The sequence below is a fragment of the Nitrospira calida genome (assembly GCF_976986435.1).
Genome location: NZ_OZ335950.1, coordinates 2,147,891 through 2,160,746, shown reverse-complemented (window position 1 = coordinate 2,160,746; position 12,856 = coordinate 2,147,891). Strand labels below are relative to the sequence as shown.

8 protein-coding genes and 1 pseudogene are annotated in these 12,856 nt (G+C 61.4%); 2 read left to right on the top strand and 7 right to left on the bottom strand.

All coding sequences use genetic code 11. From position 1 onward, the window contains the following. Nucleotides 1-105: 105 nt before the first annotated feature. A complete protein-coding gene (locus ACWHTU_RS10630; RefSeq protein WP_447859327.1) occupies nucleotides 106-285 on the bottom strand; it encodes a hypothetical protein in 180 nt (59 codons plus the stop codon). 554 nt (nucleotides 286-839) lie between these two features. Here ACWHTU_RS10630 and ACWHTU_RS10625 point away from each other — a divergent pair. After that, nucleotides 840-1,352, top strand: coding sequence for a hypothetical protein (locus ACWHTU_RS10625; protein ID WP_447859326.1), 513 nt, complete (start codon nucleotides 840-842; stop codon nucleotides 1,350-1,352). 11 nt (nucleotides 1,353-1,363) lie between these two features. Next, nucleotides 1,364-2,419: an FAD:protein FMN transferase gene (locus tag ACWHTU_RS10620; RefSeq protein WP_447859325.1), complete on the top strand. Its 1,056-nt coding sequence runs from the start codon at nucleotides 1,364-1,366 to the stop codon at nucleotides 2,417-2,419. A 68-nt stretch (nucleotides 2,420-2,487) separates the two neighbouring features. Here the strand turns inward: ACWHTU_RS10620 and ACWHTU_RS10615 are convergent, their stop codons facing one another. The 6 genes and pseudogenes from ACWHTU_RS10615 to ACWHTU_RS10590 form a co-directional block, all read right to left on the bottom strand. Continuing rightward, complete coding sequence (locus ACWHTU_RS10615; RefSeq protein WP_447859323.1) at nucleotides 2,488-3,876, bottom strand: sigma-54-dependent transcriptional regulator; 1,389 nt, start codon at nucleotides 3,874-3,876, stop codon at nucleotides 2,488-2,490. Nucleotides 3,877-3,879: 3 nt separating this feature from the next. Further along, nucleotides 3,880-5,808, bottom strand: a complete 1,929-nt coding sequence (locus tag ACWHTU_RS10610; RefSeq protein WP_447859322.1) for an ATP-binding protein — start codon at nucleotides 5,806-5,808, stop codon at nucleotides 3,880-3,882. Nucleotides 5,809-5,904: 96 nt separating this feature from the next. Then, entirely contained in the window at nucleotides 5,905-7,512 is a 1,608-nt protein-coding gene (locus tag ACWHTU_RS10605; protein WP_447863347.1) for an efflux transporter outer membrane subunit, read from the bottom strand. A gap of 5 nt (nucleotides 7,513-7,517) precedes the next feature. After that, nucleotides 7,518-8,717 carry an efflux RND transporter periplasmic adaptor subunit gene (locus ACWHTU_RS10600; RefSeq protein ID WP_447859321.1) on the bottom strand — a complete coding sequence of 400 codons (1,200 nt, stop codon included), beginning with the start codon at nucleotides 8,715-8,717 and terminating at the stop codon, nucleotides 7,518-7,520. Between the two features lie 49 nt (nucleotides 8,718-8,766). Then, a pseudogene (locus tag ACWHTU_RS10595) lies at nucleotides 8,767-12,089 on the bottom strand (efflux RND transporter permease subunit). Between the two features lie 332 nt (nucleotides 12,090-12,421). Continuing rightward, a complete protein-coding gene (locus ACWHTU_RS10590; protein ID WP_447859320.1) occupies nucleotides 12,422-12,733 on the bottom strand; it encodes a P-II family nitrogen regulator in 312 nt (103 codons plus the stop codon). Nucleotides 12,734-12,856: the final 123 nt, after the last annotated feature.

Sequence of the window (12,856 nt, the reverse complement as noted above, 5' to 3'; positions counted from 1 at the left end):
CGGGACTCTGAGGTCTCTGGTCTGTTTTGCGCGCCAAGGCGATCGCTAGGTTGTTATGAGCGTTACGTCAACTGGGAACCTCCTTTCGGGAAAGTCTCGTCGAATCTACGTGGAGAGAAACAGGTCTCCTTTAATCGAAGGAAAGGGGATCAGCACGATGCGCTTACATCGTTTGCACTTGACTTCGAGACCCTGCTCCCGGACCTTGGCGATGAGCTGGCCGCATTCACAACGAGCCGCGCCAGTCTGGGAACCGCGCACCGTTTGCCGTGTCGACTGGCTCATCAGCGGGCTGGCGTCCTCAACGAAATTGAGAACTATTATTAACTTCATTGGGAAGCAAGTCAAATGCCATGGCAAGATGCTCGTCGGTCGTGCGGGACGGGTCGTGGGCGATGAGGCGAAGTACGTGCTGGTCGCCGTAAGGTTCAAGGCGACAAAAGATCCGCGCGTATTTGCTAAAATAAATCAATGATTTTGCGTAGTTGCGTATCAAGCAGGAGCGGGAGCCTCGTTCGCCAACGAGGAAAGGTCAATGCCGAACAAGTTTCCTGTGGGACTCCCCGTGCACCCACAGAGAATGAGCGGTACTGCACAGCCCGCACTGTGCGAAAAGACATGAGGAGATGGCCATTGGGTGTGAATGAGACCTTTGATGGCGAGCGCACAGGAAGAGGGTAGTGGAGGATGCGAACAGGATCCAAATGCAATACAATGGCTTTGTGCGCACGAAGTCGAACAGAGCGGATAAGCGGGCTGCGTTATGTTTTCTGTGGCTCGGAGCCCTGCTTGCCGCCGGGTGCGCTGCTCACCTTCCTGCCATGCCGGAGACGCAGGAGGTGAGGGGCCCGATCGCCTTCGGTCGAGCCGTGGTGCTTGTCACCGGCCAGACGACCCGCTGGTACACTCCGCAAGTCAGATTTTTCGAATTCGTGAACCGCAAGACCCTTGAACGGTTCAGTGTGGACGTGCAATCGGATGACCTGGTCTTCATGCTGCAACTGCCGGCCGGCGACTACGAGCTGAGCCGCGTGCAAATCAGCGAAGGGCCGTTTCTGTCTATGGCCGACCTCTCCTCCACGTTCACAATCGACGCTGATCGAATCACCTACCTCGGGACCTGGCGATTCGGCGTGGATACGCCGCGCTATGGCCGCATGGTGGTCCTCTCGACTGTTGACGATCCCCAAGAGCGGGCCGCAGCCGGACGCGAGGTCTTGGCCAGATATCCAGCCCTTGAAGGCCGGCCCGTGGAGACGGTCTTGCCCGTTCCCAGCCAGGCCGAATCTCGCCTCTATGAAGTGATGCCGTACCCACGCTATCCGCGCTATTTCCGCCGCCATTGGTGGTAGGAGTGCTTCCCGTGTCGCGACTCGTGGCGTTCATCCATCGATGCCTGTCTCAGACTGCGCGCGCGGCCGTCTGGTTGGCTTGCGCCACCGGGTTCGGATGCGCCGTTATGGCGCCTCGCTCTGAGCCCGTGCTGGTCAAGCGGGCCCAAATGCACATGGGAACGGTGGTGACGATCACGGCGGTGGCGCCGACGGAAGCGACGGCGCAGGCAGCCGTGGCCGCCGGCTTTCGGGAAGTCCGTCGCTTGGAGGAGTTGTTGAGTACCTGGATCCCGACCAGTGAGCTTTCCCGCGTGAACGCCGCCGCGGGCCGGCATCCCGTCAAGGTTAGCCCCGAGACCTTCACCGTGCTGAAACGTTCGCTGGAGATCGCGGCGCTCACGGAAGGCGGGTTCAACATCGCCATCGGTCCGGCCATGGAGGCCTGGAATGTGACGGAACGCGCGCGCATTCCCGACGAGACAGAACTTCAGGCGCTGCGGCCGCTTGTCGACCTTTCGCAGGTCTGGTTGGACGAAACCGCCAGCACGGCGTTCCTGTCCATACCCGGCATGCGGGTGGACGTCGGCGGGATCGGCAAAGGTTATGCCGCGGACCTGGTCGTCCAGGCGATGCAGCGGGCCGGTGCGGTCGCGGGCGCGGTGGCGCTTTCGGGAGACATCAAAACCTTTGGGCGGTTACCGGACGGCTCGCGATTTCCCGTAGGAATCAGGCATCCGAGGAAAGAGGGAGCGGTGCTGGCATGGGTCGAGCTACAAGACGAGGCCATCTCTACCGCCGGCGATTACGAGCGGTTCTTCGAGCGGGATGGTGTCCGGTACCATCACATCCTCGATCCTGCCACCCTCCATCCGGCGCGAAGTTGCCAAAGCGTGACCGTGATCGCGCGGGAGGGTATGATGGCCGACGGGTTGGATACCGGCATTTTCGTGCTCGGACCGGAACAGGGCATGGCGCTCGTCGAACGGCTTCCGGACGTCGAGGCGGTGATCGTCGATCACCGCGGGCGAGTGTTCGTTTCGTCCGGGCTCGCAGGGCGGATACACCTTGTGCCGGAGTCCGACTGAGCAGCACGGCTTCGCTGGAGCGGGCAATGCGGGCCTGCACCGATCCGGACGCCCGCGAGCGGTCGCCCTTATTCTTGGTCGATCTTCTTCAAACGGCGGTCGAGCGAAAACCGGGTGAGGCCCAGGTACTTGGCTGCCAAACTCTTGTTGTGTCCCGCGAGCCGGATGACTTCCTCAATGATTGCCGATTCCACGTCGGCGAGCGATTGTTTTCCCAGCACCATTTCCACCCGCACCACTTGCTGATCGCCTTGCGTCACTGCCACCGCCACGTGTGACGAGGTCTCATGCAATTCGCGGGGAAGACATCCGGCGGTCAACGTCTTTCCATGGCAAAGGATCATGGCCCGCTCGATGATGTTGTGCAGCTCCCGGATGTTGCCCGGGTAGGCATACCGCTCCAACAACGCCCGGGCGTCCGGCTCGATGTCCTGCACGTCCTTGCCGAAGTCCTTCGCAAAGCGGACGACCGCGCGAAGCGCGAGCGGAATGATGTCTTCGACGCGCTTGCGCAGCGGAGGGAGCTCGAACGTGACCACATTCAATCGAAAATACAGATCTTCGCGGAAGGCGCCGCGTGCGACCTCTTTTTTGAGATCCTTGTTCGTCGCCGTCATCAAGCGGAAATCCACGGAAATGTCGTCCGTTCCGCCCAGCCGTCTGAATGACCGCTCCTGCAGCACCCGGAGCAGTTTGCCCTGCATCGCCAGGTCGAGATCGCCGATCTCGTCGAGAAAGAGCGTGCCGCCTTCGGCCTTTTCCATCAATCCGTGCTTTCGCTGGTTGGCTCCAGTAAACGCGCCCCGCTCGTAGCCGAAGAGCTCGCTCTCGAACAGATCCTTCGGAATCGCAGTGCAGTTGACGCCGACGAAGGGCCCGGCCGCCCGCGGCCCGTTGTGATGGAGGACGCGCGCCAGGAATTCTTTGCCGGTGCCGGTCTCTCCCTGTAGCAGGACCGTGGCCTTCGGATTTTCCGCGACATCGCGGACTTGAGCCAGCAACTGTCGCATGGCCGGGCTGTGAGCTTCCAGGTTCGACAGGGCATACTGACTGCCCTGGTCCTCCCGTTCAAATTCCACGCTCCAGCGCAGGGCCAGGAATTCCAGCGCCCGATCCACCACTGGATCGATCCCCTCGAGGTCGACGGTTTTGATGAGAAAATCATAGGCCCCCTGCTTCATCGCCTCGACCGCGTCCTGTACGGTTCCATAAGCCGTCAGCATGATTGTCAACGCGTGCGGGGCCAACGGACGCACGCGTTTCAACGTGTCGAGGCCGCTCATGCCGGGCATTTTCAGATCTAACAGCACCAGGTCGGGCTGGTCCTGTTCCAGGGCCTTCAACAAGTCCTCGCCGGACTCGAATCCCAACACGCGATGATTGCGGCGGGATAACCGTTTAACGATCGCCGACCGGATGGCCGGTTCATCATCCGTGACGAAAATCGTGGCGCGCATCGGCTAGGTCTCCGCGATCCGGGGTCGCTGCCGTAACGGGAGCCAGACCCGCACGGTCGTGCCCTTGCCCGGCTGGCTGGTGAGTTGGATGTCGCCGCCATGGGCGTCAATGATGTTGCGGCAGATGGCCAACCCCAGCCCAGTACCCCGGTGCTTTCCGCTCGTAAAAAAAGGCTCGAACACGTGGGGAAGAGCCTCGGGAGCGATACCGGTTCCGGTGTCTACGATGTGGATCGCGACCCCCGCCTCCTGTCCCCGAGTCAGCTCGAAGGAAGCCAGGGTCAGCACCCCGCCTTCTTCGGAGGCTTCAATCGCGTTCTGAACGAGGTTGATCAATACCTGCTTAACCTGGTCGCGGTCGGCTTGAAGTGGCGGCAGCGTCGGAGGCAGGGAACTGCGCACCGCCAGGCGCTTCTCGGCAATCGGAATGTCCAGCAGTTTCATGACCTCCTGCACCAAATCCGGCAAAAAGAAGAGCACCGGCGCGATCGAGCGGGGTCTGGCGTAATCGATGATCTGATTGACGATCCGGTCCAGCCGCCGTGTCTCCTGCAGGATGATTTCCAGATCCGGTCGCCGCGGGTCCGTTGGCTTGATCTCCTCCAATAGCAGCGAAGTGGTGGAGCCGATGCCGACCAATGGATTCCTGATTTCATGCGCGATACCAGCGGCGACTTGCCCCAACGTGGCGAGTCGCTCGGCGCGGAGCAGCCTGGCCTGCATCTCGTCCAGAACCGTGATGTCCACGTTGAACCCCTGGTACATGACCACACGACCGTCGGCGTCGCGGATCGGAATCCGCCGGCTGAGCACTTTGCGGACGGTGCCGTCCTTGTGCAGAAAGCGGAACACGGTCTCGTACGGGCGCCCCTCTTCCACCGCCTTCGCAAATTCCGAGAGAACCCGCTCCCGATCCTCGGGATGGTAGGCCAGCCGGACGGCTTCAGGATCGCCTTCTTCATCCGGGTCGAGACCCGCCAGGATCCGGTTGTACCGGTTGCTGAACACCATGTCGACGCCTTTGGTCGTAAAGATGCCGAACGGAGCATGGTCCACCAAGCTCCGATACTTGGACTCCGAAGCGGACAAAACCTCGTTCAATGCGCGCAGATCGGTTTCCGATTTCTCCACCTTTTCCAAATGGTCCCTGATCTGCGCGCTCATCGCATGCATGACGCGGGTCAGGTCGCCGATTTCGTCCCGACGCTCCAGCACCGGCAAGGACGGCACGAATCCCGCCGATGACGACCCGACCGCCTTGGCCAGGCTGGCGAGGGGGGTTGTGATCGAGCGCGCAATCATGTGCAGCGTCAGAATCGTTAGAATCACGGCCAGTCCGCCGCCCCCCAGAATCACCCACAGCATGGATGATCGATCTTGAGAAATCCGCGCCAGCCGGCTGTTGAGCGCATCCTGTTCCAATCGATCGAACCGCGCCATCAGCTGGCGAATGTCGAGCATGACTGCCCGCCCGCGTCCGCTCTCCATATAATGGACGGCGTTCTCCGGATGGCCGGACTTGACGGCCTGAATCAGCTCGTCCTTTTCGTTGACGAGCTGCTTGACCAGCCTTTGCACTTCCCCGATCAGCGCCCGTTGCTCATCCTGGCCATGCAGCATCTGCTCCAGCGAATCCCCCACGCTCAGGATCCGTTCCTGCGCCGTCCGGAAGGGATAGAGATAGTGTTCCTGCTTCGTCAGCACGTAGCCGCGGAATCCCGTTTCCAGATCAAGGATGAGGCGCATGTATTCGGCAGCCCGCCGTTGAACCAGGTAGGTATTATTGAGCTGTTCCTCGTCGTCCGAAAACACCGTCACGCTCCGGTAGGTGACGACGCTGAGCAAGGCGACCGCCACGACCGGAATCACGGACGCGAGGACGAGCTTGCGGGCGATGGGGAGGTCGTTGAACAATCGAAGGAGCCGTCGCATCGCTGCCTCGTGCCGGTATCGTAGGAGGCCGGAAGCGGCCTTGTCAAACCTCAGGCGGCGCGGCGATACCGCATCGGACAAGTGGGCGAGAAACGATCAAGGACGCACGGGCATGGTCAGATCGTTATTGACCCAGTTATTGGACGCGTTGACGTCGATTCCCCCAGCGCGCGGCGGTTTGTCGAGATTCACATATTGCAGCGTGCCGAAGGGTTGGATCTCATCGTCGACCGGCAGTTGCTCGCGGGTCCAGCCGCCGCCGAGTGCGCGGATGAGGGCCACCGAGGCGCGCAACAGATCGGCCTTGAGCTGCACGGCGTCGATGCGCGCCAGCAGCGTTTGGACCTGCGCGTAAATGAGCTCCAGGCTGGACGCCAGTCCGCCCTGATACAACTCGGAGGTCAGATCCTGCGTCTTGACGAAAGCCCGGACCGCGGCATCCTGCCGTTCGGCTGCGGCGGTCAACCGGTCCGTCAGGCTCAAGGCGTTTTCGACCTCTCGAAACGCGTTCAGGACGGTTGAACGGTAAAGGTCTTCCGTCTCCCGGTAGGCCGACCACGCCTGCTGCAATTGGGCGCGGCGATACCCGCCCTGAAAGATCGGCAACTCGATCATGGAACCATAGGACCAGAAACTGTTGGCGAGCGCGACCAGATTGAATCCGTCGTCCTCGTACCCGCCGCCGGCCCGGAACCGCACGTTGGGAAAGAACGCGGCCCGCGCGATGCCGATGGCTCGGTTCGCCTGCGCCATCCGACGCTCCATTGCGGCGATGTCGGGACGCCGCTCCAGCAGGGTGGAGGGGATAGTCTGCGGAATCGTGAACTGCGCGACGCGCAGATCATCGACCGGGGCGATCGTAAAACTGGCCGGGGCCCGGTTCACGAGGATCGCGATCGCCTGTTCGGTCACCTGCCGTTGCCCCTGTACCTGCGCGAGTTTCGTCTCGGTGCTGTACAGCAGCGATTCGACACGGGCGACGTCAAGCGATGAGGCAAGCGCGCCGGCGAACTGGGTCTTGACGAGGTCCAGGGTCTTTTTATAAAGGGCGACCGATTGGGTATAGATCGCGATCTGCGCGTCGTACCCGCGCAGCGTAAAGTAGTCCGCGGCGATCTCCGCCTGCAGACTAAGGCGCGCCAGCCCATAGTCGGCGGCCCGCTCTTGGGCGCGGTAGATCTCGACGCGCGTGGCGTTGCGGATCGCCGACCAGAAGTCCGGCTCCCAGGAAGCCAGACCTTCTGCGACCACGGTCGATTGGGTGCTGTCGATATTGGGCGGCCGGAACAGCGCATTGTCAGATAGGCGGTTGTTGGAGGCGCTCCCTCCGATACCGATCTGGGGAATCCGCTGCGAGCGGACCTTCATCATCACGTCGCGGGCCTGCACGAACCGCTCGGCAGCGGCCTGCAGGTCCGCGTTGGCCGCCATTCCTTCCTCAATAAGCGAGTCCAGGACCGGATCGTCGTACAGTTTCCACCAGTCCGGACGCAGCGCATCGTCGGACGGCTTCGCCTCGACGAAGGGGCTTGCTCCGCGCCATGAGACAGGGACGACGTAGCGAGGCGGCTGGTAGGGAGGCGCCAGATCGACGTGCGGCAGCCAGTCACCGCAGCCAGACAAGATCAGGACGAGCAAGGCGGCGCCGCTGGACGCGCAGCGGCGCACTTCCTTCCACACTAGTCGAATGGGAGCGTACTCCATGCTCATCATGGCTGGCTCTGTGGGGACAACTGCGGCGCCTGTGCCGGCCGCGCCGCCTCCGGCGGCTGGGAGGCCAGGGCCGGCTCCGTGCCGTTGACGAGATCATAGCCCGGCGCTGGCGTGACGATGCGCACGAGGTCGCCTTCGAGCAAGCCGGCGCTCGGATTGTTGATCACGCGGTCGCTTTCGGATACCCCGTCCGCCACTTCGACGGCGTTGTCCATGAGTTTGCTTACGGTAATGGGTTTGAAGTGCACGCGGTTCGCGTCTGTCACCACGGCCACTTGCGTGCCGTGCTCCTGGAACACCAACGCGGTGGAGGGAATCGTGAAGGCCCGCCGCGCGACCGGGGCGGTGATTGTGACCTGGGCATAGGAGCCAGGCCAGAGCGCGCGATCCTCGTTGTCGAGCGTGAAGACGGCCACCGCGGTGCGCGTGCTGACGTCGAATCCGCGGGAGACGGTCAGGAATTTGGCGATGAACCGCCGATCTGGCAATTGCGGCACGGTGACCTCCGCCGTCAATCCCGGCTGGAGGAAGGGACCGAACTGTTCTGGCACGTTGACAAAGAGCCGCATCATGCTGATGTCGGCGACCGTGAAGAGGTTGCTTTTGGCGTCGGGTGTGCTGAGCGTCCCCTCCTTGCTGACTAGGTCGCCCACGTTGATGTTGCGCTGGGTCACCACGCCGTCAAAGGGCGCGACGATCGTTTTGAACTGAATGAAGGCCTCGATGTTTTTGACCTTCTGCTCCGCGGCCTTGAGCGTCGCGGCCTGCGCTTTCAGGTTTTGCTCCTGAACCAATATGGCTTGCTCCGCGACCGCGTGGCTGGGGCGCATCGCCTGATAGCGTTTCGCCGTCACCACGGCCAGCGCATACTTCGCGCGCTCCGTTTCCAGATCCGCCTTGGCCTGCGCGTATTCGGCGTCGAGGTCTGGCGCGTTGATTTCGGCGAGGACGTCGCCTTTGCGCACTACATCGCCGTAGTCCTTGTACCACATCTTCACGTAGCCGGTGACGCGCGCGTAGATCGGCGCCTCGAACCAGCCCACGATGTTGCCGGGAAGTGTGATGGTCTCGGTCGCCGGCACCGGCTTGGGAGAGACGACAGCCACGGTGGGCACGGCGGTCGTTAGCGTTTCTTCACGCAGCGACGCGGCGTCCAGTCGGCTCTCATAGATCCGGTAGCCGATATAGAGCGCCAACAGGGCGAGTGCCGCGAACGTCAGGCTTCTTCCACGGAGAGCGCTCATGCTACACCTTTGCCTCGAGAACGGCGGTCCGTCTCTCGTAAAAGATGGCGTACACGCAGGGCACGAAAAACAAGGTGAAGACGGTGGCGACGAGCAAGCCGCCGATGACGGCGCGACCCAAGGGGGCGTTTTGGGAATAGCCCGTCGCCATGGGAACCATCCCGATGATCATGGCCGAGGCGGTCATGATCACTGGGCGGAAGCGAGTCTTTCCGGCTTCAATCGCCGCGCGCAGGGCGTCACCGTGCTCCTTGAGCCGCTCGCGCGCATAGGACACGACCAGAATCGAATTGGCGGTCGCCGTGCCCATCGTCATGATCGCTCCGGTCAGGGCCGGTTCCGACAGCCTGGTGTGGGTGAAAAACAACGACCAGGCGATGCCCGCCAGCGCGCCCGGCAGGGCCGTAATGATGATGAAGGGATCGAGCCAGGACTGAAAGTTGACGACGATCAGCAGATAGATCAACACGATCGCGGCGAGCAGCCCGAAGATCAGCTCGGCGTAGGCGTCGTGCATCAGCGAGGCCTGGCCGTGGATCTCGAGCGAGGCGCCTCTGGGCATCTCGTGCTCCATGCTCTTGGCGATCTTCTGAACGTCCGCCAGCACCCCGCCCAGATCGCGTCCTTCAGCAGAGACATAGATATCGAACAGCGGCATGATGTTCCCGTGCGTGACCACACCCGGCGTTCCTTCGACCGACAGGTTGGCCAGATTGCCGAGGAGTTGCACATCATCCTTCTTCGAGGCATTGTCCGCGTTGTTCGAAGGGTGGTCCGAAGACTTGACCGGAATGGTCTTGAGACTGTTGAGGCTATTGACCTGCGGCTGCGGCGTATAGACATTGATCAGATAGGACATGCCGGTCTTGGGATCGAGCCAATAGATCTGATCCACCTGTTGGCTGCCGGCGGTCGTCATCAGCATGCTGTCGGCCATGTCACTCAGCGTCCTGTTGACCCCGAGTCCGAAGGTGCGGTCGCCCTCGACCATGAGGGTCGGCGTTCGCATGGTCTGCTGGATTACCACGTCCGCCGCCCCGGGAATCTCGCGAAACTTCCCCGCCAGTTTGCGAGCGAACTCGTAGTTGGGATAGATATCCGGACCGTTGATCTGCACGTCGATCGGCGCGGGCGCGCCGAAGTTAAGAATCTTCGCGGTCAGATCGGACGGCTGGAACGTGAATTCGGTGCCCGGATAGCGCTCCTTCAAGCCCTTGCGGAGCATACGCCGGTATTCCCACACCGGCGACTTTTCATTCTTCAAAATGATCGTCAAGTCGCAGTCCTGCGGGCCGACCGTCGGTGTCGGGATAAAGGCGAGATTGTGCGGTCCGACCGGCAGGCCGCAATTGCTGACGATGTTGTCGACCTGGCCGGGCAACAGGTCCTCGACGCTTTGGGAGACCAACGTGGCCAGGCGGCCTGACACCTCGATGCGCGTCCCGAGCGGCGCGCGCATATGCATTTGAATGGTCCCCGACCTGATCTCGGGAAAGTACTCGCGCCCGAGGAAGAAATACAGGCTCATTGAGGCGACCGCGATCGCCAGTGAGATCTTGACGAAGGCGCGGCGGCGGGCAATTACCTGTTCGAGCAACTCACCGTAGCGCTCGCGGAACCGATCGAAGCGGCGTTCGAACGCCTTCTGAAAGTGGACGAAGACGTTCCGCGACGACTCATCCTTGCGCTGCCTCTTATGCTCAGACGTCCCCATTAGGTTGGCCTTTCAGTGTCTGCTTGGTCACGGTCGGCGCTTGCGTGAACGACGGGATGACTGCGACCGGCGTCCTCGTACCGACCGATACCGCCATGGGCTGAAACAGCCGCGACGGCCGGCTCATGGTGTCCCGTCATCACGTATTTTGCCATCGTCGGCACCAATGTGAACGACAGGATGAAGGAAGCCAGCATCGCGATGATGACCGCTTCCGCCATGGGTTTGAACAGGTAGGCGGAGACGCCGGTGAGTCCGAAGAGCGGCAGCCAAGCGATCGCGATGCACAGGGTGGCGACGAACGTCGGAACAACGATCTGATTGGCGGCGTCGATGATCGCCGTCTCCAGCGGCTTGCCCATGTCGAGATGACGGTCGATGTTCTCGATCATCACGATCGCGTTATCGACCAGAATGCCGACGGCCAGCGCCAGGCCGCCCAAGGTCATGACGTTGATCGACTCTCCGAGCCAATGCAGGCCGATGATGGCGGTCAGGATGGACAGCGGGATCGAGGTCCACACGATGGCCATGGCCCTCCAGGAGCCAAGCAGCAAGAGCACGATGAGGCCGACCAGCGCCCCGGCGGTCAGCATTTCATGGACCACGTCCTGAATCGAATCCTTGACGAACGTCGAGGCGTCGTCGAGGAGCCGGATCTTCACGCCTTCCGGAACGACCTGTTCGGCGCGCGGGATCATCTTCTTGATTCCGTCCACCACTGCCAGGGTCGAGGCCTCCGTACTCTTCATCACGACGATGACGACGATCTGCTTGCCCTTTACCAGCACCGCGTTCTGTTGCACCCGGCCCATCAGGCGCACCGTGGCGACGTCGCGCAGATACACGAATGCGTTGCCTTCCCGCTTGATCGGGATGTTTTCGAAATCTTCGATCCGCAGCGGGGACGCGTTCGTCTGGACGATCCAGTCGGTCTGTTTGATTTTGATGTCGCCGGACGGCAGCACGCGGTATTGCCGCATGAGGATGTCGTGGACGTCCGCCGGCGAGAGGTGGCGGGCGAGCAATTTCTGCTGATCGAGGTTGACCATGACCTGCATGTCCTGCCCCCCGTACGGGTGCGGCAGGATCGCCCCCGGGACCGTCACCAGTAGGGGGCGGATGCGCATGTAGGCGAGGTTGTAGAGTTCCGCGGGGGTCATGTGGTCCGCGCTCACTTCAAGCATGGCCACCGGAATCGCGGAGGGGGCCAGCCGCATGATCATGGGCGGCGAAATATCCGGCGGCAGCCACTTGACGACCCGCTGCGCAATGGCTGTGATATCTGCTTCGGCCCGGCCCACATCCACGCCGTCCTGCAGAAAGATGTTCGTGATGCTGAAACCGTAGTAGGAGTGGCTGTGCATGTACTTGATGCCTTCCACCGTCGCGGTCACGGCGCGTTCGAACATATAGGTGATCCGCCCTTCCACCTGCGCCGGCAGCAGGCCGGCGTAATCCCAGACGACGGAGGTGATGGGAATCGTGATGTTGGGAAAGACATCGGTCGGCATGTGGAGCACGGTCAGGCCTCCAAACAGCACGATCAGGATCGCCAGGACGACGAAGGTGTAGGGCCTGCGCAGGGCGATGAGGACAATCTGACGCATCGGTAACGTCTGCTTTAGCAAAGTGCTTACCGATCATTGGATGCGGATTCATTCGACCTGTGGGATGGGGAATGGCAGGATGTCCGCAATTTCTTGGCACAATATCCCCGGCCGCTCGGTTCGGTTCACATTCGAGCAGCCATGTCTGAGTGGTGGAGTCATGCCGTCGTGCGGTCACGCACAGAGCGCAGAGTGCGATATGGCACGCCGTCTTTCTCGCGGCTTCGTTCCGCTCCATCCGTCCGCAAAATCTAAAAAATGTCTTTGAACTGCTCAAAAGGCTTATCAGACACTCCAGCCACGGAACAGTCGGCTGGTTCGAACCCAGGATGTCATACGTGTTCCTCGCAAGGGAAAGTAAACACCTTGAGGGGAATGGACTGCCCACGCGCGGCGTTTACGCGTGCTGCGTGATGCGCCTGAAGCGCTTTGACCGCTCTGTCGACTTGATCCGATGGGAGAACTGAGAAAATAATGCAATTGATATCGGGTTGGAGGAACGTGCCGTAGACTTTCCCGGTCAAACCTTCACCCTTGACATTGCTCAGTACGGTATACGTTTTGACGCCGGTACCGTGCAAAATCGTCTCCAATTCCTCCAACATGGAGTCCCGAGCCACAATGATCAGCATTTTCAAGTTCATGGCGCCCCACGCTTCCTTCCTCCGTCACTTTGTTCTAAGCCTCGCAGAGGCATATGCTTCCTCTGCCCATCATTCTTATTTAAATCGCCGTGCGTCCTGTTCAACCTGACCCGCTCCTGAAGG